Below are 17,849 nucleotides of genomic sequence, written 5' to 3'. Positions count from 1 at the left end.
GGGTACGGGCCCGCCCGCGTTCGGTCAGCGGCCTTCCGGGACCAGGCGGGCCGGGCCGGTCACGGGCGCCAAGTGGAGCAGGCTGCGCAGCTCCTCGTCCTCGGGGGTGAGCGGCTGCGGGCCGGCGTGCACCGGGACGCCGCGCACCGGTTCGCCGGGAGCTCGCGGGGGCTCGTACCGGGTGGGGGCCGTGGCCAGTGTGAAACCCGTGGCGCTGACGATCAGCGTGGTGAAGAAGAGGGCGGCGCGCGTCCAGAACCTCGTCCTGCGCTCGCTTCCCGTGCGTACGGCTCGGGCGGGCGACAGCTTGATGGGCGGCGCCATGCCGAGCTCGGCCAGGTGGCCGAGGCGTTCCTGGAGCAGCGCGGACTGTTCGGCGGGGGTGCCGGCGTCGGCGAGCTCCGGCAGCCGCTGGGCGATCGCGGCACGCGCGTTGAGCAGGCGGTTCGCTGTCGCGGGGGTGCTCGCCTCCGTCTCGGCCGCCGTGTCGGGGAGGTCCAGTCCCAGGCCGTCGTACAGCAGCAGGGTGCGGCGGTGCACGGGTGGCAGGTCCAGCAGCGCCTTGAGCAGCACCTTGCGGTCGCGGTCGGCGGGGGGCAGGTCGGGGCGTTTGTGGGCGCGGCGACGCAGGCGGTGCCAGGGGGAGAGCGCGTAGTCGTACGCCGCTGCCCTGACCCAGCTCGCCGGGTCCCGGTCGGTGGCTACGTCGGGCCAGCGCTGCCAGGCCAGGCGGAAGGCGTACTCGACGGATTCCCGGGCCAGGGGGCGGCTTCCTGTCAGGAGGTAGGTCTGGCTCACCAGGGCTTGGGCGCAGTACGCGTAGAGGGCGTCGAAGGCCTGGGCGGGGGTTTCGGGGGTGGGGTGGGCGTCTTTTGCGGTGGCTTCGGGGGCGGTGCCGTGCCGGGGCGTCTCCTCGGGCGTCGAACGTTCGGGTACTGCGTTGGTTCGTTCGCGGTGGTTGCGTTCAACGCCCTGCGGGGAGCGCCCCGACACGTCCCCGCCCGGCACCGTTGGCTGGTGGGCGGGGGTGGTCTCTTGCCCCGTTGGGTGGTGGGCGGGGGTGGTCTCGTCTGCGAAGGAGGCCAGGAGTCTGGCGTACGCCGCGCGCTTGCGGCGCTTGGGGTTCGCGCGGCCGGATTCCCATGCCTTGAGCGTCTCGCGGCTCACGCCCAGGGCGGCCGCCACCTGCTCCTGGGTCAGCGATTTCGCTTCGCGCAGCCTGCGTCTCTCCTCGGGGGAGGGCAGTGGGGCGGCGGGGGCGGTTTCGGTGCTCTGCGTCATGAAAGTCCCCCCGCAGCGCTACACCGGGCAAAAAAGTACATAAACGTATATTGAGCGACACGTCAGTCATTCTCCCGTTACATGGATTAAGCGCGTGTCGTTGGCAGCATGGCCGGGTGACTCAAGTGACCCATCGCGGTACGTGGTTGCCATCCGCGCAGAGCCGCTCCTCGGCGCAGGCCGCCTGCTTCGTACGGGGTGTGATCGCTGCGGGGCTCGGACTCGGCTCGCTCGCCGTCCTCGTGATGGTGCTGTGGATCAGTTCGCCGTACCCCGACAGCGGACCCGGCGAGGCGCTGCGCGTCGCCGCCGGGCTGTGGCTGCTCGCCCACGGGGCCGATCTCGTCCGGTACGACACGCTCTCCGGTGTTCCCGCGCCCGTGGGGCTGACTCCGATGCTGCTCGTCGCGCTGCCGGTGTGGCTCACCCACCGGGCCGCACGGCATGCGATGGATGGGGATGAGGAGGGGGAGGAGGGGGTGGTGTCTTCTGTGGGGGGTGCCTTCTTCGGTGTCGTCGGTGGGTATGTGGCCGTCGGCGCCGCCGCGTTCTTGTACGCCTACGGGGGGCCGCTTCCCGCGAGCGCCGTCAGCTCGGCGCTCCATGTGCCCCTCGTCGCGGCGGCGGGCGCCGCCGCAGGCGTGTGGACGGCTGACGGCCGGCCGCGTGGGTCGCTGCTGGGGTGGGTGCCGCGGGGTGTGCGGGAGGCCGCTGTGCGCCCCCGGTTCCGGGTCGCGCTCCGGGCCGCCGGGGCAGGTGTCGTGGCGCTGGTCGGCGGCGGCGCGGTACTCGCGCTGGCGTCGCTGGTCTGGCACGCGGGAGCGGCGTACGGGGCGTTGTTCCAGCTCGCGGGGGACTGGCCGGGGCGGCTCGCCGTAGTGCTGCTGGTTTTGGCGTTCGCGCCGAACGCCGCTGTGTGGGGCGCCGCGTATGGGCTGGGCCCCGGATTCGCCCTCGGTGCGGGCGCGACCGCCGCGCCGCTGGGTGTCGTGGGGACACCGGCGCTGCCGCACTTCCCGCTGGTCGCGGCGCTGCCGGTCGGGGAGGGCGCTCTGCCGGTCCACTGGGCGACGCCGGCTGTGCCGGTCGTGGCGGCGGTGGTGGTGGCGTGGTTCACGGTACGCACGGCCGCGCCGCCGTTCGCCCTGCGCGAGGAAGCCTGGTCGCTCCGGGAAACGGCCGTCACGGCGGCGCTCGCCGCAGTGGGGTCCGCGATGGCGATGGCGGTACTGGCCGCGCTGGCCGGGGGGCCGCTGGGGGTGGGGGCGCTGTCGGAGTTCGGGCCGGTGTGGTGGCGTACGGGCGCGGCGGCGGCGGTGTGGACCGCGGCGGTGGGCGTCCCGGCCGCCCTCACCCTGCGCGCGTGGCGGTTGCGCGACCGTACTCCCCGTCGGTGGTCGACGCGGGGCGCGGAGGGAGGGGGCGGTGGTGGTGCGGAGCGCGGGAGGTGGCGGCTCGGGCGGGGTGGGAACGGCGGTGGTGAGGTGGCCGCCAGCCCCGGTCCGGTGGATGGCGCGGCGTGGTGGCGTCCCGGCGGGCGCGGTGCCGTGGGAGACGACGTTTCCGGGCCGTACGACAGCGAAGCCGATTTCCTGCCCATCGGGGATCCCGCCGCCACCGTCGGTGTGGACTGGCACGACAGCGGGGCCCGCGAGGTGAGGCCCTCGGAGACCGTGGTGCCGCCGGAGTCGTGCCCGCAGGCTTCCACTGCTGCGGTCGGTGATGGCCCTGCCGCCCCGGAGGAGCCGCGCTAGCTCCCGGCGGGCGGCGAGGCGGTGGCTACTCCTTTACGCCGAAGACCGGGCGCAGGGGCTTCGGAAGCAGGTCGTTGCAGGACACCTGCGCGGACTGGGTCAGGGAGTCCTGCACGCACGTGTAGTAGTCGCGGTAGACAAGCTGCACCGTGAACGTCGTCGCCACGATCGTCAGCGCGAGCGCCGCCGTGACCAGGCCGCTCACCGCCGCCGTCGTCTGCGGCCTGGTGCTGGCGGCCGTCGGCGCGGGTGCGCCCGTGTTCGGTGCGGCGGACGTGCCCGTTGTGGCGTCCTGGCGGGGCTTCGCGCGCAGTGAGCTGATGCCCCAGTACAGCGCCAGTGCACCCAGCAGCAGCGCCACCTCGGGGAGGTCGAACAGCGCGAAGAAGAAGGCCCACATGCCGGACAGCAGCGCGTAACGCGCCCGCCGCTGCGCCGGGTCCGTCGGGTCCCAGCGCAGTGCCGGGCCGCTGCCGCCTCCCTGGCCCTCGGGTCCGCCCTGACGCCCGGGCCTCCCGAATCCGCCGCTCTGGCGGCCCGGCTGGCGGGGGCTCCACCCTCCCGGAGAGGACGGCTGATCGTCGTGCTGGTCCTGGCCGTCGTCCTGGCCGCCCCCGTTCGCCGGCTTGCGCGGCTGCCAGGGCTGGTCCGGCCGCCCCTCGGGCGGCGGCGCGAAGGGATTGTCGTCGCCCTGCGGCGACGGAGGCGGGGTCGACGAGGACTGGCGTTCCCGCAGCAGAAACTGAGAACCCCGCTGTCCGGCATGCGTCGCGGAAAGCGGCAGGCGGAGAGCCGCGCGGCGGCGTCGGTCCGTCATCTGGTGAACGTCTTCCCCTCAGACCCGGTGCACAGAGGGTCTTGTGTGTCGATCTGTTCCCGTCCGGAGACGGATTGTCCCAGTTCGCAGAACGAACCTGTCCCCTGACGCTACCTCCCGGCCACGCACCCGTCCCGTGGGGGCCGCTCGGTGTGCCGGTATCGTTGCCGACGGTTGGCTTCTTCGTAGAGTTCCCCGTATCAGGGGGCGCGATTCGTTCGTACGACCACACAAACCGCACGCGAGAAAGAGACCCGCCGTGGCCTCCCCGCCCCCTTCCTCCCGCCCTCCCGGCACTCCCGCCCGCCTCGTCGTGCTGGTTTCCGGTTCCGGTACGAACCTCCAGGCCCTGCTCGACGCCATCGGCGACGACCCGGCGGCGTACGGCGCGCAGATCGTGGCCGTCGGCGCGGACCGGGACGGGATCGCGGGTCTTGAGCGTGCCGAGCGCGCCGGGCTGCCGAGCTTCGTCCGCCGCGTGAAGGACTACGCGTCGCGCGAGGAATGGGACCTGGCCCTGGCCGAGGCAACGGCGGCGTACGAGCCCGATCTGGTCGTCTCGGCCGGCTTCATGAAGATCGTGGGGAAGGAATTCCTCGCGCGCTTCGGCGGCCGGTTCGTGAACACCCACCCCGCCCTGCTGCCCAGCTTTCCCGGCGCCCACGGCGTACGCGACGCACTCGCGTACGGCGCGAAGGTCACCGGATGCACGGTCCACTTCGTCGACGACGGTGTCGACACCGGCCCGATCATCGCGCAGGGCGTGGTCGAGATCCGGGACGGGGACGACGAAGCCGCTCTTCATGAGCGCATCAAGGAAGTCGAGCGACGGCTGCTCGTCGATGTCGTGGGGCGTCTGGCCCGTAACGGCTTTCACATTGAGGGACGAAAGGTAGTTATCCAGTGACCGCCGAAGGTACGAAGCGGCCCATCCGCCGCGCGTTGGTCAGCGTCTACGACAAGACGGGCCTTGAGGAGCTGGCCCGCGGCCTGCACGAGGCGGGCGTCACCCTGGTCTCCACCGGCTCCACCGCCGGGAAGATCGCCGCGGCCGGCGTCCCGGTCACCAAGGTCGAGGAGCTCACCGGCTTCCCCGAGTGCCTCGACGGCCGGGTCAAGACGCTGCACCCGCGCGTACACGCCGGCATCCTCGCCGACCTGCGGCTCGACGCGCACCGCGCGCAGCTGGAGGAGCTGGGCGTCGAGCCCTTCGACCTCGTGGTCGTCAATCTGTACCCGTTCAAGGAGACCGTCGCCTCGGGCGCGACTGCGGACGAGTGCGTCGAGCAGATCGACATCGGCGGCCCCTCGATGGTCCGCGCCGCCGCCAAGAACCACCCCTCTGTGGCGGTTGTCACCAGCCCCGAGCGGTACGCCGATGTCCTCGACGCGGTCAAGGGCGGCGGTTTCGACCTGACGACCCGCAAGCGGCTCGCGGCCGAGGCGTTCCAGCACACGGCGGCGTACGACGTCGCTGTGGCGTCCTGGTTCGCTGATGATTACGCCGCGGCCGACGACAGCGGCTTCCCGGACTTCCTCGGCTCGACGTACGCGCGCAAGAACGTGCTGCGGTACGGCGAGAACCCGCACCAGCCGGCCGCTCTTTACACCTCCGGTACGGGCGGCCTCGCCGAGGCGCAGCAGCTGCACGGCAAGGAGATGTCGTACAACAACTTCACGGACACGGAGGCCGCGCGGCGCGCCGCGTACGACCAGACCGAGCCGTGTGTCGCGATCATCAAACACGCCAACCCGTGCGGCATCGCCGTCGGCACGGACGTCGCGGAGGCGCACCGCAAGGCTCATGCGTGTGACCCGCTGTCCGCGTTCGGTGGTGTGATCGCCGTCAATCGGCCGGTGTCCGTGGAGATGGCCGAGCAGGTCGCCGAGATCTTCACCGAGGTCATCGTCGCTCCGGGCTACGAGGACGGCGCCGTCGAGGTGCTGGCCCGTAAGAAGAACATCCGCGTGCTGGTCTGCCCCGACGCCCCGTCGGATGTGGTGGAGGTCAAGGCGATCGACGGCGGCGCGCTGCTTCAGGTCACCGACCGGCTCCAGGCCGAGGGCGACGACCCGTCGACGTGGACGCTCGCGAGTGGTGAGGCGCTCTCGGGGAGTGAACTGGCCGAGCTGGCCTTCGCCTGGCGCGCCTGCCGCGCCGTGAAGTCCAACGCGATCCTGCTCGCCAAGGGCGGCGCGTCGGTCGGCGTCGGCATGGGACAGGTCAACCGCGTCGACTCCGCGAAGCTCGCGGTGGAGCGCGCGGGCGAGGAGCGGGCGCAGGGCGCGTACGCCGCCTCCGACGCGTTCTTCCCGTTCCCGGACGGTCTGGAGATCCTTCTGAACGCGGGCGTCAAGGCCGTGGTCCAGCCCGGCGGTTCGGTCCGCGACGAGCAGGTCGTCGAGGCCGCGAAGAAGGCCGGCGCGACGATGTACTTCACGGGCACGCGCCACTTCTTCCACTGACGCGGTACGCACGAAGGCCGCACCAACGCGAAGGCCGCGCCCCTCTTCCAGGGGCGCGGCCTTCGCGGGGACCCGACCGACGTCAGGTGGTTACTTGGCTGGTCGTCACTTGATTTTGACGACCACCGAGGAGCACACCTTGTCCGCGAACGTCTGCTTCTTCTCGTCCCACAGCGGCCACAGCCAGCCGATGTAGCAGGCGAGACTGTCCAGGAAGTGGGCCAGCTTGCGGACGAAGGCCATGCCGAACCCGAGCGGACGGCCGTCGGCCTCGCGCAGCAGGCTGATGCCCATGGCGCGCTTGCCGATCGACTGACCGGTGGTGCCTTCCTTGTAGAGCTGGAAGATGAGCATGCCGATGAAGTACAGGAACCCGATGATCGAGAGGATCGAAGCCCCGGCCGATTCGGCACCCATAGCCGCGCCGATGCCGATCAGGGCGTACATCGGGCCGAGGATGATGACCATGTCGAGCAGGTAGCCGAGGAACCGCAGGCCCCAGTGGGCGAACGGCGGGGTGCCGCCGTAGGGCTGGCCGGGCTGCTGCGGGTACGCGCCGTAGGGCTGTCCCGGCTGCTGCGGGTACGCCCCGTAGGGCTGGCCCGACTGCTGGGCACCCTGCTGGGGATAGCCGTAACCCTGCTGCGGCGGCACGCCCTGCGGGGCCTGCTGCGGGTAGCCGTAGCCGGGCTGGCCCTGCGGGGGCTGCTGCGGCTGCTGGCCGTAGGGGTTGTTCGGGTCGCCGAAACTCATGGCGGTGTTCCTCCGTTGGAAGTGCTGGGGACGTCGCGGCCCGAGCGGAGGAACGTCACAAGAAGAACGAGCGGTGCCCCCCGCCGCTGTCCGCGGCACTGCGCCGATCATCGTTGTATTTCATTCGTCTCTTTGTCCAGTCGGCGTCCCTATGTGTTGTGCAAGTGCAACCTCGCCAGGCGGCCTGATTGGAACCAGGGCGGGTTCATCCGCGAGGATGGGGGCATGACTGCCCAGATTCTCGATGGCAAGGCCACCGCAGCCGCGATCAAGTCCGACCTGACCGCCCGCGTGGCGGCGCTGAAGTCCAAGGGCATCGTCCCCGGGCTCGGCACCCTGCTGGTCGGTGACGACCCGGGCAGCAAGTGGTACGTCGCGGGCAAGCACCGCGACTGCGCGCAGGTCGGCATCGCTTCGATCCAGCGCGAACTGCCCGCGACCGCCTCCCAGGAGGAGATCGAGGCAGTGGTGCGCGAGCTCAACGAGAACCCGGAGTGCACGGGGTACATCGTCCAACTCCCGCTTCCCAAGGGCATCGACACCAACCGCGTCCTGGCCATGATGGACCCGGACAAGGACGCCGACGGCCTGCACCCGATGAGCCTCGGCAAGCTCGTGATCGGTGAGACCGGTCCGCTGCCGTGCACGCCGTACGGCATCGTCCAGCTCCTGCGCCACCACGACGTGGAGATCAAGGGAGCGAACGTCGTGGTCGTCGGCCGCGGCATCACCATCGGCCGTCCGATGCCGCTGGTCCTGACCCGCAAGTCCGAGAACGCGACGGTGACGCAGTGCCACACCGGTACGCGTGACCTGTCCGCGCACCTGAGGCAGGCGGACATCATCATCGCTGCGGCCGGTGTGCCGCATCTCATCAAGCCCGAGGACGTCAAGCCGGGCGCGGCCGTGCTCGACGTCGGCGTCAGCCGGGACGAGGACGGCAAGATCGTCGGCGACGTCCATCCGGGCGTCGCGGAGGTGGCCGGCTGGGTCGCCCCCAATCCGGGCGGCGTCGGCCCGATGACCCGCGCCCAGCTACTGGTCAACGTCGTCGAGGCGGCGGAGCGCGCAGCGGCCGGCGCCGCTGACGCGGCCACGGGCTGAGCGGGAAGGAAGCGCCACCGATGGGTGCTGCTACGACTCCGGACGAACCGGCCACCACCGGGGACGTCACCGTGGACGCGACCACGCAGGACGCGCAAGTCGCCGAAGACGCACAGGCCACGGACCGGACAGGTGAGACGGCCGGGACCGGTGAGTCCGGCGAGCCCGGCGAGCCCGAGCCCGCCGCCAAGGGTGTCGTCAGCGCTCCGGGGCCGGAGGGCCCCGTCCGCACCACGCGGCGCTTTCCGATGTTCACGCGGGACACCGCGCGGCCCGAGGGTGGTGGCCGCGCCGCCCCCGGAGACGCCGCCGCTCCCGTCAGGCAGTGGCCGTTCCTGGTCGTCCTCGGCACCACCGCGCTCGGGCTGCTGCTCGTCGCGGTCGACGCGTTCGGCATCGGCTTCCGGCTCGGCACGCTGCTGATCGGCCTGGCCCTGATCTCCGGCGCCGTGCTGCGCCGGTTCATCCCGTCGGTCGGCATGCTGGCCGTGCGCTCGCGCTTCACCGACATGGCGACGTACGGCCTGCTCGGCTTCGTCATCGTGCTGCTCGCGCTGATGGCGCAGCCCGGTCCGTGGCTCGAGATCCCGCTCCTGGAGTCGGCGGTCCGCTTCACGGTGCGCTAGGGCGAGCGCGGTCGCCGGGCGCGCCCGAATCACGACGGCGCCCGTCCTCTCCCCCGAGGGAGGACGGGCGCCGTCACGGTTTTCAGCGTCACGGAAGCGTCAAATCCGATCAAGGGGTGCCGGGTCCCTGTGGCACGGAGGTGACCATTCCGCCACCGGGTGATCACTGGGCGACAGAAGGGGTTACGGATCGCGGCGGGCCGCCTCGATGGGACACTGTTCCGGGGAATCGGGAGGGGGCGCGCAAGGGGCGCGTTGGACTCCCGGATGCTCCCGTGCGCTCCTACTCAGGGAACTGACATCCTGGCTCCGCGCATCCCTCTTGGTGGCCCGCGACCCGGGCCGCGAAGGGTGGCGTGGCAGGGGGGACACGAGAGCAAGGGGCACATCAGGCACGTACGGGGGGACTAGGGGGAAGCAATGCCTCGTTGGAAAGCTCTACCGGAGGAGCTCGATCCGCAGGTCAAGGAGTTCGCGAGCCAACTGCGCCGGCTCGTCGACCGCAGCGGGCTCAGCATCGCGGCGGTCGCGGACCGGACCGGGTACAGCAAGACGTCCTGGGAGCGCTATCTGAACGGCCGGCTGCTCGCGCCCAAGGGGGCGGTCGTCGCACTGGCCGACGTGACCGGTACGAACACGATCCACCTGACCACCATGTGGGAGCTCGCGGAGCGCGCCTGGAGTCGTTCCGAGATGCGTCACGACATGACCATGGAAGCGATCCGGATCTCACAGGCGCGGGCCGCGCTGGGCGAGCTCGACCAGACTCCGGCGCCCGCCAAGGGCGGCCGGCCGACGGGGATGGGTCCCGGTGCTGACTCCATCGGTCCGGGCTCGGGTGCGGTGGCCAACGGGGCGGGCGGGCGTACGCCGGTGGGCGCGCCGCAGGGCTTCGTCATATCGCCGCAGCAGCCCGGCGGGGGAGCGGGGGCGGGATCAGGGCCGGGTCCGGGCTCGCGTCCGGGTCCGGGTCCGGGTCCGGGTTCGGGTTCGCCGGACGGCGGTCGCAGGGGCAGGAAGATCACGATGTTCCTCGCGGGCGTCGTGGGCGCGCTGCTGGTGATAGCCGCCGCCGTGCTGCTGACCGACCTCGGCGGCAAGGACAAGGACCCCGTGGCGAAGAGCAAGCCGACGGCCGTACCGACCACTTCGGCCCCCGAGCTGCCCGCCGGCGTCAAGTGCGGCGGCGACGACTGTACGGGCGAGGACCCCGAGACCATGGGCTGCGGCGGCGAGTTCGCCAGGACGACGGCCAGCGCGACGGTGGGTACCGCCTTCGTCGAGGTCCGGTACAGCAAGACATGCGGGGCGGCGTGGGCCCGTATCACGCAGGCGGCGGAGGGTGACCAGGTGCAGATCGCCTCGGAAGCCGCGGCCGGTGCGGGCGAGAGCGAGGGCGGGAAGCCGAAGGCCCAGAACGGCCTGGTCGACGCGGACAGGGACGCGTACACCCCAATGGTCGCCGTCACGAAGGCCGCTGACGCGAAGGCGTGCGCGACGCTCATGTCGGGCGTGAAGGGCTGCACCACTCAGCAATAGCGGTGAAGGCGGCTCGAAGAGGGAGCGAAGAGGGATTGAAGAGTGGGGAATGCCCGAGCCCGAACGGGGAAGGCGGACGGTATCCCCCCACGGGTGTCCAGCACCCCGGTCGGATGGCCGCCCGCGCACCCCCCCGGCGCGGGCGGCCGCCCGGCGTTCGGGGGTATGTGCGCCGGACCACACGGGGTCGGGAGACCGGGGCTCCCGAGGTCGGATAGCCTGACCGCTGGATATCTCTTCACGTCAAGATTCAGACGCCCGAACAGACGCCTGGGCGTGCCGGGATATCAGCAACGAGGGGCAAGGGCCCCCACCGCCAGCTGTCTTACGGAGATCGCCATGACCCGCACTCCCGTGAATGTCACCGTCACCGGCGCGGCCGGCCAGATCGGTTACGCGCTGCTCTTCCGCATCGCCTCCGGCCACCTGCTCGGCGCGGATGTGCCGGTCAAGCTGCGTCTCCTGGAAATCCCGCAGGGCCTGAAGGCCGCCGAGGGCACCGCCATGGAGCTCGACGACTGCGCCTTCCCGCTGCTTCAGGGCATCGAGATCACCGACGACCCGAACGTCGGCTTCGACGGCGCGAACGTAGCCCTCCTCGTCGGCGCCCGCCCCCGTACCAAGGGCATGGAGCGCGGCGACCTGCTGTCGGCCAACGGCGGCATCTTCAAGCCGCAGGGCAAGGCCATCAACGACAACGCCGCGGACGACATCAAGGTCCTCGTCGTCGGCAACCCGGCCAACACCAACGCGCTCATCGCCCAGGCGGCGGCCCCGGACGTACCGGCCGAGCGCTTCACCGCGATGACGCGCCTGGACCACAACCGCGCGCTGTCGCAGCTCGCGAAGAAGACCGGCTCCTCGGTCTCCGACATCAAGCGCCTCACGATTTGGGGCAACCACTCGGCGACGCAGTACCCGGACATCTTCCACGCGGAGATCGCCGGCAAGAACGCCGCCGAGGTCGTCAACGACGAGCAGTGGCTCGCCGACACCTTCATCCCGACCGTCGCCAAGCGCGGTGCGGCGATCATCGAGGCGCGCGGCGCGTCCTCGGCCGCCTCGGCCGCCAACGCGGCCATCGACCACGTGCACACGTGGGTCAACGGCACGGCGGCCGGCGACTGGACGTCGATGGGCATCCCGTCGGACGGTTCGTACGGTGTGCCGGAGGGCCTCATTTCCTCCTTCCCGGTCACCTGCAAGGACGGCAAGTACGAGATCGTCCAGGGCCTGGACATCAACGAGTTCTCCCGCACGCGCATCGACGCGTCGGTCCAGGAGCTCAAGGAAGAGCGCGACGCGGTGCGCGAGCTCGGCCTGATCTAGCGTCTCCGCCTCCCGGCGTGCGGCGCGCCCGGTTGTCTGCGGACATCCGGGCGCGCCGCCGCCAGGTGTGACGGCAGAGCGGCCGGGCTCGGTCCTGGCGCCCCCGTCACCGAAGCGGCATGACGACCGGTGAACCATCCCGGTCACCGCACTGTCGCCGGTGCACGGACACCACCTCGTACGGTACGAGGTCGAGTGTCGCGATTTTCAGTACTTCCTCCATGCACGCCCGCACGTCCGCGTCTTCGCCCGCGGCGGCCAGGTCCGCCTGCGAGCGCCACTGGTTGTAGTTGGCCACGCGAGCCGGCGCGTTGAGCTTGCCTCACCACTCAGTCCCCCCCCACCCACACCAGCAACGGACTTGTGCGTCCGGTCTTGCAGTTCTGCATCCGCATGTAGTACTTCTTATACATGAGCGAGCAGGTACACAACAGGCTGGCGATGGTTCGGGCTGAGCGTGGGGTGTCGCGGCAGGCGTTGGCCGAGGCCGTCGGTGCGCACTACCAGACCGTCGGGTACATCGAACGGGGGCAGTACAACCCGAGTCTCGATCTGGCCCTGAAAATCGCCGAGTTCTTCGAGTTGCCGGTGGAGGCACTGTTCTCCCTCCGGCCGTTCCGGCCGCTCACCGACGAGGTCTACGGGAGGAAGCGGTAATGACCGCAGGGCAGCAGGCAGTCAAAGTCACCGGGCACGACCGGCGCATGTTCGCGCTGATGAACCGCGAGGAAGGCGCCGCCCTCTACGCCACCGCCGCGCGCCGGCGGTTCTTCGTCGGCGCGCACATCCTCATGACGGTCCCCTGGGTGGTGTGCTGGAACGTCGTGGTCTTCGGCGAGCGGCAAGTGTGGGCGCTCGTCGCCACGCTGGCCCTGCTCCTGCCCTGGTGCTTCGTGACCGGCGTCATCAACAGCGCCACCCGTGGCCTGCTCGAACTGCGTGGCCGCGTACTCGACGAGCGGCAGCTCGCCGAGCGCGACCGGGCCCGCGCCCGTGCGCACCGGCTCACCTCCGGACTGCTGCTTGCCGCCGCCCTCGGGGTCGGTGCGGCCGGCTGGCTCGGTGACGTACAAGTCGAAGGGCTGATCGCTCCCGTACTGGTCGCCGTCCTGGCCGTGCACTGGCTGATGCCGCTGTGGGTGGCGGGTCTGATGGTGCGGGACGAGCCGGCCGACGACCCCGGCGGCCAGTTCGCGAACGCGTGATCATCGCATGATTCAGGGTCGCCGCATGCGTCCCGGTGGGCTTACAATGTCACCCCTTTCCATCTGAACTCGCCCCGCTCGAACGGTGGTTCGCGCAGTGCGCCTCGTACAGCGAAAGGGGCATGGTGCCTCAAACCGCCTTACCCACTCAGCCCGGCGGCCAGGACGATCTGCGCGGGAGGGATCCCGTGGCCCCCGCTGCCAGTGAGGCAACCCGGCTGCTGTGCGCGGGGGTCTACCTCGACGACGGTTACCGGGACGCGGTCATCGACGAGCTGTACGTCCACGAGGAGCGCATCGCCGCCCCGTCGTACGGCTTCGACGCCGCCCGCGTCCTCGCGCACGCGCTGCGCGCCCGGCGTACCGAACTCGCCTGGGCAGCCGGGGTGGTGGCGCTGTGGGTCTTCGCCGTCCTGCTGACCGGCGGCGTCTTCGTCGTGCTCGTCGGTCCATGCCTCATGCTCAGCCTCGCCGGATGGCTCAGGGGAAGCAGCCGGCAGCCGCCGCTGTATCGCCGGGTCCCGGCGTTCCTGCTGCGCTGGTACGGGCGCATCCTGCTGGCCGTCATCCTCGCGGGTCTGGTCCTCACCGCCTTCGGCTTCGACGGCTCCGAGAGCTCCGGGGACTCCGGCGGTTACCGGTACAGCGGCGGTGACGGGTACGGCGACGGCTACGGGGACTCCGGTCCGTTCGGGGACACGGACTCCTTCGGTGCGAACGACCTTTTGGCACCTGCTACCGGGTCCTCCCTGGGCGGTTCCGGCACCGCATGGGGCATCCTCGCGCTGTTCGCCGTCCTGACCGCCGTCGTGGCGCTGCGGCGCGGACAGTTCGCGCGGATACTGACCAGCGAGCTCTCCCCTCAGCAGTTCCCCAACCACGCGGCCGACCCCGCCGAGCGCGGCCAGGGGTCGCGCTTCGGCCGGCTCGTGCGGTACATCCGCGTCGAGCAGCACGCTCCGCTGGTCATGTACAACGCCTCGCAGCCCTTCTGCGGCGCCGGGGTTCCGTACCAGCCGTGGAATCTCTCCGTGGAGCTCCGTCCGCGCAAGGACAGCACCCCGGAAGCGATCGACAACGCGAAGATCATCCACCGCATCGTGCCGCTGGTCGAGGCGCTGCGCATCCCCTCGCCGCACGGATCGCCGCAGCTCGCGGCCGCCGTGCGCGACCGGTTGCGTGAGCTGCGGACGGACGAATGCGTCTTCCTGCCGGTCACCGGGCTGACCCGGCGCGACCAGGCGCCGTACGACCCCGTGGGGTTCGAGGCCCACCGGAGCGGGGCCGTGGAGGAGGGTGGCGAGAGCCGTCGGCACTTCCTGCGGATCCGGGTGGGCGGCTGGAGCGAGGAGGTCGTGGTCACGGTCTTCGTACGGGTCCACACCCAGGGCGGAATGCTGATGCTGGAAGTGGCGCCCCATGTACTGCTCCCCGTACGGCAGTTGTTCCAGGACGCCGACCGGATCGCCCACCGGCACCGCAACAACAACTGGTTCGGCAAGGCTGTCTGGGCACTCACCCACACCCCCCGCTCGCTCGGGCGGGCGCTGGAGTCCCTCGGGCGTGGCGCCCTCAGCGGGTGGAAGATGCTCACCGGCGGAAGTGGCGGCGCGCTGCCGGACGGGCCCGCCTGGTCGGTGCGCGAGCTCGGCTCCGACTGGGACGCTTCGCTCTTCCAGGACATGGACATCAACCGCTACCTGAAGAGCGTGCAGGACCGGGTGGCCGCGGGGGTGCGGCTGGCGCTGCACGAAGCGGGCTGGCAGACCGACGAGTTCGAGCAGAAGATCGTGAACGTGGGGTCCGGCGGAGTCTTCATCGAGTCCGCGCACGGAAGCGCCATTGGAATCGGCGACAAGAACACTGTCACCACCAACAACAACAGCAGCGGTGGCAGTGGCAGCAGCAACAGCAGCAGCAACAGTGCAGGCAAAAATGGGGGAGCGCGCAGTGGGAAAGCCTGACGAGCAGCCGTCGGTCCACGTCGGGACCGTGAACTGCAGCGCCATCGGTATCGGCAACGGCAACACCGTGACCAACACCAACACCACTGCCCACAACAGCGCCGTCCCACCCCGCGACCCGGCCCACGAGGAGCTGCTGCTCGCCGTACGGCAGCTCCGGGCGGACCTGGACCGGCTCGTCGCCACCGAGACCACCACCGTCCTCGACGCCGAACTCGTCTCCGCGGAGGAAGAGATCGAGGAGGCGGGCCAGGTCACCCCCGGGCGCCTCGCCCGGCTCCGTGACGCGCTCACGGCAGCCGGCCCGAGCGTCGAGGTCCTGGCCTCCGGGGCCGCCGCCGTGGCCGCGGTCGGCACTCTGCTGGGAGGCTGAACCGATGGCCGGGCCGTACTGGAACGCGGAGGCGCAGCGCTGGGAGAGCGGTGACGAGGGGACGCCCGCGCCCCATGTCCCACCTCCGCCGCTGCCGCCCCTGCCGTCCGTACCGCCGCCGCCGACGGATCCGCTCGCCCCTTCCTACGGGCCGCCGTCGTACGACGGCGGCCCCGGCGCCGGCCCCGGCCGGCCCCTCGCCCCCACCTCCGCCGCGCGTTCCTTACGGGGCTGGATTTCGCCGTTCGCCGCCGGGGTCGCCGTCGTCGCACTGGCGCTGGGCACGGTGACGGTGTGGTTCACCGTGGGCAGAAGTGGCGGCGACCAGGCACGTACGGGGGCGGAAGGGCCGCAGGCCGTCCAGTCGGCCGAGAGCACCTCGTCCGCGCAGGAGGTTCTCCCCGGTGGGACCGCGGCGGGCGAGACCACCGCGGAGCAGTCGGTCACGGCGGATGCGACGGGCCCGGACGCGACGGCCACCCCGCAGGTGCCCGCGGGTTACCGGCTGGTGGTGGACACCGGGGGCTTCACCATCGCCGTCCCCGAGGGCTGGGAACGCAGCCTGGAGAACGACCGCGTCTTCTACCGGACGGCCGACCGGGCCTCCCTGGTGCAGGTCTTCCAGGTCACCGAGGCGGGCATGACCCCCGGCAAGGCGGTGCGCCTCGCCTCCCAGGGGCTGCGCGACGGCACCGAAGGCTACGACGAGATCCGCGTCGGCCCGGTGGACGGCGCCGTGAACGAGGGACAGTCGGCCGAGCTGGTCTACGAGTACGACAGCGAGGAGAGCGGCGGGCGCAGGCGCGGCGTCGAGCGCGTCTTCCGGGTCTCCAGCGGTGAGCTGTGGGCCGTACTGGTGGCGGCGCCCGCCGGGGAGTGGCCGCGGCAGCAGAAGGTGCTGGACACGGCGATCGAACACTTCCAGCTAAATGACACGTTCTGACCGGTTTTGATTCACTTCAGTCGTGATACAGGGCACTTTCGGCCACCTATTGCGCATGGTTCACGGTCCCTGGGGGAGGGCTCCCGGATGCCCGTCTCTTTACTGGCGGAACATATCGGGAACGGAAGGCGAAACGCGACGTGTCGGCACAACAGACCATTCATGTGGACGGGAAGTGGCGGGCAGCCGCTTCCGGCGCCACGCGCGAGATCATCGACCCCGCGGACGCCAAGCCCTTCGCCGTCGTCGCCGAGGGCGGTGCCGCCGACGTCGATGCCGCGGTGGCGGCGGCCCGTACGGCATTCGACACGGGCGAGTGGCCCCGTACCCCGGTGGCCGAGCGGGCCGCGCTGCTGCGGCGCGTCGGTGAGCTGCTCCAGCGGGACCGCGAGGAGATCGCGCTCCTCGAAAGCCGCGACGCGGGCAAGACGCTGGAAGAGGGTCGGGTCGACGTAGACTGCGTGACCGACGCCTTCCGGTACTTCGCCGATCTCGTCGTGAACGAGAGCGGCGGCCGGGTCGTCGACGCCGGTTCGCCCGAGATCCACAGCGTCGTCGTGCACGAGCCGGTCGGCGTCTGCGCGCTCATCGCGCCGTGGAACTATCCGCTGCTCCAGGCAAGCTGGAAGATCGCCCCGGCCCTGGCCGCGGGCAACACTTTTGTGATCAAGCCGAGCGAGATCACCCCGCTGACGACCGTCGCGCTGATCGAGCTGCTGGTGGAGGCCGGCCTTCCGGCCGGTGTCGCCAACCTCGTGACCGGCGCGGGCGACCCCGTCGGCGCGCGGATGTCCGAGCACCCGGATGTCGACCTCGTGTCTTTCACGGGCGGCCTCGCCAGCGGTACGAAGGTCATGCAGGCCGCGGCTGTGAGCGTGAAGAAGGTGGCGCTGGAGCTCGGCGGCAAGAACCCCAACGTCGTCTTCGCCGACGCCTGCGCCACCGAGGAAGGCTTCGACACCGCCGTCGACCAGGCGCTGAACGCCGCGTTCATCCACAGCGGCCAGGTCTGCTCGGCCGGCTCCCGGCTCATCATCGAGGAATCGGTGCGCGAGCGCTTCGTCGCCGAACTCGCCCGCCGGGCCGCAAAGATCCGCCTCGGACGGGGAACGGCCGACGGCGTGGAGTGCGGACCGCTCGTCTCCGCGCAGCAGTTGGCGAAGACGCAGATGTACGTCGCTTCCGCGCTGGAAGAGGGCGCGGTCCTGCGCTGCGGCGGCGCCCGGCCCGAGCCGTCCGACGTACGGCCGGCCGACGGGTACTTCTACGCGCCGACCGTCCTCGACCAGTGCCACCCCGAGATGCGCGTCGTACGGGAAGAGGTCTTCGGGCCCGTCCTGACGGTGGAGACCTTCCGCAGCGAGGACGAGGCCGTCGCGCTGGCCAATGACACCGAGTACGGGCTGGCCGGCGGGGTGTGGACGGCCGACGCGGGGCGTGCGCGGCGCGTCGCGGGGCGGCTGCGGCACGGCACGGTGTGGATCAACGACTTCCATCCCTACCTGCCGCAGGCGGAGTGGGGTGGGTTCGGCAAGTCCGGTATCGGGCGCGAGCTCGGTCCTTCGGGCCTTGCCGAGTACCGCGAGGCGAAGCACATCTACCAGAACCTGGAGCCCCGCCCGGTGCGCTGGTTCGCGGGCTGAGGGGCTTCTCCCCTGCCCGCCCCATCCCACACCGGGGCGCCGCCCCGGACCC

The 17,849-nt window shown here is 71.1% G+C and carries 17 protein-coding genes; 13 read left to right on the top strand and 4 right to left on the bottom strand.

Annotated elements, in window-relative coordinates:
• Positions 1-24 precede the first annotated feature (24 nt).
• Positions 25-1,281 (bottom strand): helix-turn-helix domain-containing protein, encoded by a 1,257-nt coding sequence (locus tag G412_RS0111810; protein ID WP_028812283.1) that lies wholly within the window; start codon positions 1,279-1,281, stop codon positions 25-27.
• 116 nt (positions 1,282-1,397) lie between these two features.
• Between G412_RS0111810 and G412_RS34110 the strand changes: the two genes are divergently transcribed.
• Positions 1,398-3,035 (top strand): cell division protein PerM, encoded by a 1,638-nt coding sequence (locus G412_RS34110; RefSeq protein WP_157839080.1) that lies wholly within the window; start codon positions 1,398-1,400, stop codon positions 3,033-3,035.
• A gap of 25 nt (positions 3,036-3,060) precedes the next feature.
• Here G412_RS34110 and G412_RS0111800 read toward each other — a convergent pair whose 3' ends face one another.
• Complete coding sequence (locus G412_RS0111800; RefSeq protein WP_028812282.1) at positions 3,061-3,852, bottom strand: hypothetical protein; 792 nt, start codon at positions 3,850-3,852, stop codon at positions 3,061-3,063.
• Between the two features lie 259 nt (positions 3,853-4,111).
• On the opposite strand from G412_RS0111800, the gene purN reads away from it, so the two are divergent.
• Together purN and purH are read left to right on the top strand one after the other, a co-directional pair.
• Positions 4,112-4,759 carry a phosphoribosylglycinamide formyltransferase gene (purN, locus tag G412_RS0111795; protein ID WP_028812281.1) on the top strand — a complete coding sequence of 216 codons (648 nt, stop codon included), beginning with the start codon at positions 4,112-4,114 and terminating at the stop codon, positions 4,757-4,759.
• Positions 4,756-6,318 carry a bifunctional phosphoribosylaminoimidazolecarboxamide formyltransferase/IMP cyclohydrolase gene (gene purH, locus G412_RS0111790; protein WP_028812280.1) on the top strand — a complete coding sequence of 521 codons (1,563 nt, stop codon included), beginning with the start codon at positions 4,756-4,758 and terminating at the stop codon, positions 6,316-6,318. The genes purN and purH overlap by 4 nt, the downstream gene beginning before the upstream one ends.
• Before the next feature lie 105 nt (positions 6,319-6,423).
• Here purH and G412_RS0111785 read toward each other — a convergent pair whose 3' ends face one another.
• Positions 6,424-7,071 (bottom strand): RDD family protein, encoded by a 648-nt coding sequence (locus tag G412_RS0111785; protein WP_028812279.1) that lies wholly within the window; start codon positions 7,069-7,071, stop codon positions 6,424-6,426.
• A gap of 225 nt (positions 7,072-7,296) precedes the next feature.
• Here G412_RS0111785 and G412_RS0111780 point away from each other — a divergent pair, with 225 nt between their 5' ends.
• The 4 genes from G412_RS0111780 to G412_RS0111765 all read left to right on the top strand — a co-directional run bounded on the left by G412_RS0111780 (position 7,297) and on the right by G412_RS0111765 (position 11,669).
• Positions 7,297-8,175 carry a bifunctional methylenetetrahydrofolate dehydrogenase/methenyltetrahydrofolate cyclohydrolase gene (locus G412_RS0111780; RefSeq protein WP_028812278.1) on the top strand — a complete coding sequence of 293 codons (879 nt, stop codon included), beginning with the start codon at positions 7,297-7,299 and terminating at the stop codon, positions 8,173-8,175.
• Between the two features lie 20 nt (positions 8,176-8,195).
• Positions 8,196-8,801, top strand: coding sequence for a DUF3017 domain-containing protein (locus tag G412_RS0111775; protein ID WP_028812277.1), 606 nt, complete (start codon positions 8,196-8,198; stop codon positions 8,799-8,801).
• A 420-nt stretch (positions 8,802-9,221) separates the two neighbouring features.
• The gene (locus G412_RS0111770) at positions 9,222-10,340 is read left to right on the top strand and encodes a helix-turn-helix domain-containing protein (RefSeq protein ID WP_028812276.1); all 1,119 of its coding nucleotides are present in this window, start codon (positions 9,222-9,224) and stop codon (positions 10,338-10,340) included.
• A 339-nt stretch (positions 10,341-10,679) separates the two neighbouring features.
• Positions 10,680-11,669 carry a malate dehydrogenase gene (locus tag G412_RS0111765; RefSeq protein ID WP_028812275.1) on the top strand — a complete coding sequence of 330 codons (990 nt, stop codon included), beginning with the start codon at positions 10,680-10,682 and terminating at the stop codon, positions 11,667-11,669.
• Positions 11,670-11,775: 106 nt separating this feature from the next.
• On the opposite strand, the gene G412_RS0111760 is transcribed toward G412_RS0111765, so the two are convergent.
• A complete protein-coding gene (locus G412_RS0111760) occupies positions 11,776-11,967 on the bottom strand; it encodes a hypothetical protein (RefSeq protein ID WP_028812274.1) in 192 nt (63 codons plus the stop codon).
• Between the two features lie 113 nt (positions 11,968-12,080).
• Here G412_RS0111760 and G412_RS0111755 point away from each other — a divergent pair, with 113 nt between their 5' ends.
• The 6 genes from G412_RS0111755 (at position 12,081) to G412_RS0111730 (ending at position 17,797) form a co-directional block, all read left to right on the top strand.
• Positions 12,081-12,326, top strand: coding sequence for a helix-turn-helix transcriptional regulator (locus G412_RS0111755; RefSeq protein WP_028812273.1), 246 nt, complete (start codon positions 12,081-12,083; stop codon positions 12,324-12,326).
• Positions 12,326-12,874 carry a hypothetical protein gene (locus G412_RS0111750; RefSeq protein ID WP_028812272.1) on the top strand — a complete coding sequence of 183 codons (549 nt, stop codon included), beginning with the start codon at positions 12,326-12,328 and terminating at the stop codon, positions 12,872-12,874. The genes G412_RS0111755 and G412_RS0111750 overlap by 1 nt, the downstream gene beginning before the upstream one ends.
• 122 nt (positions 12,875-12,996) lie before the next feature.
• A complete protein-coding gene (locus tag G412_RS0111745; RefSeq protein WP_028812271.1) occupies positions 12,997-14,838 on the top strand; it encodes a hypothetical protein in 1,842 nt (613 codons plus the stop codon).
• Positions 14,825-15,211 (top strand): hypothetical protein, encoded by a 387-nt coding sequence (locus G412_RS0111740; RefSeq protein ID WP_244282914.1) that lies wholly within the window; start codon positions 14,825-14,827, stop codon positions 15,209-15,211. The genes G412_RS0111745 and G412_RS0111740 overlap by 14 nt, the downstream gene beginning before the upstream one ends.
• Positions 15,212-15,215: 4 nt before the next feature.
• On the top strand, positions 15,216-16,154 hold the full coding sequence (locus G412_RS34105; RefSeq protein ID WP_037648539.1) for a hypothetical protein: 939 nt from the start codon (positions 15,216-15,218) through the stop codon (positions 16,152-16,154).
• Between the two features lie 140 nt (positions 16,155-16,294).
• Entirely contained in the window at positions 16,295-17,797 is a 1,503-nt protein-coding gene (locus G412_RS0111730; RefSeq protein WP_028812269.1) for an aldehyde dehydrogenase family protein, read from the top strand.
• Positions 17,798-17,849 lie beyond the last annotated feature (52 nt).

The sequence above is a fragment of the Streptomyces flavidovirens DSM 40150 genome (genome assembly GCF_000429085.1).
GTDB lineage: Bacteria > Actinomycetota > Actinomycetes > Streptomycetales > Streptomycetaceae > Streptomyces > Streptomyces flavidovirens.
The sequence above is the reverse complement of the archived record's forward strand: the minus strand, read 5'-3'. Positions and strand labels throughout refer to the sequence as shown.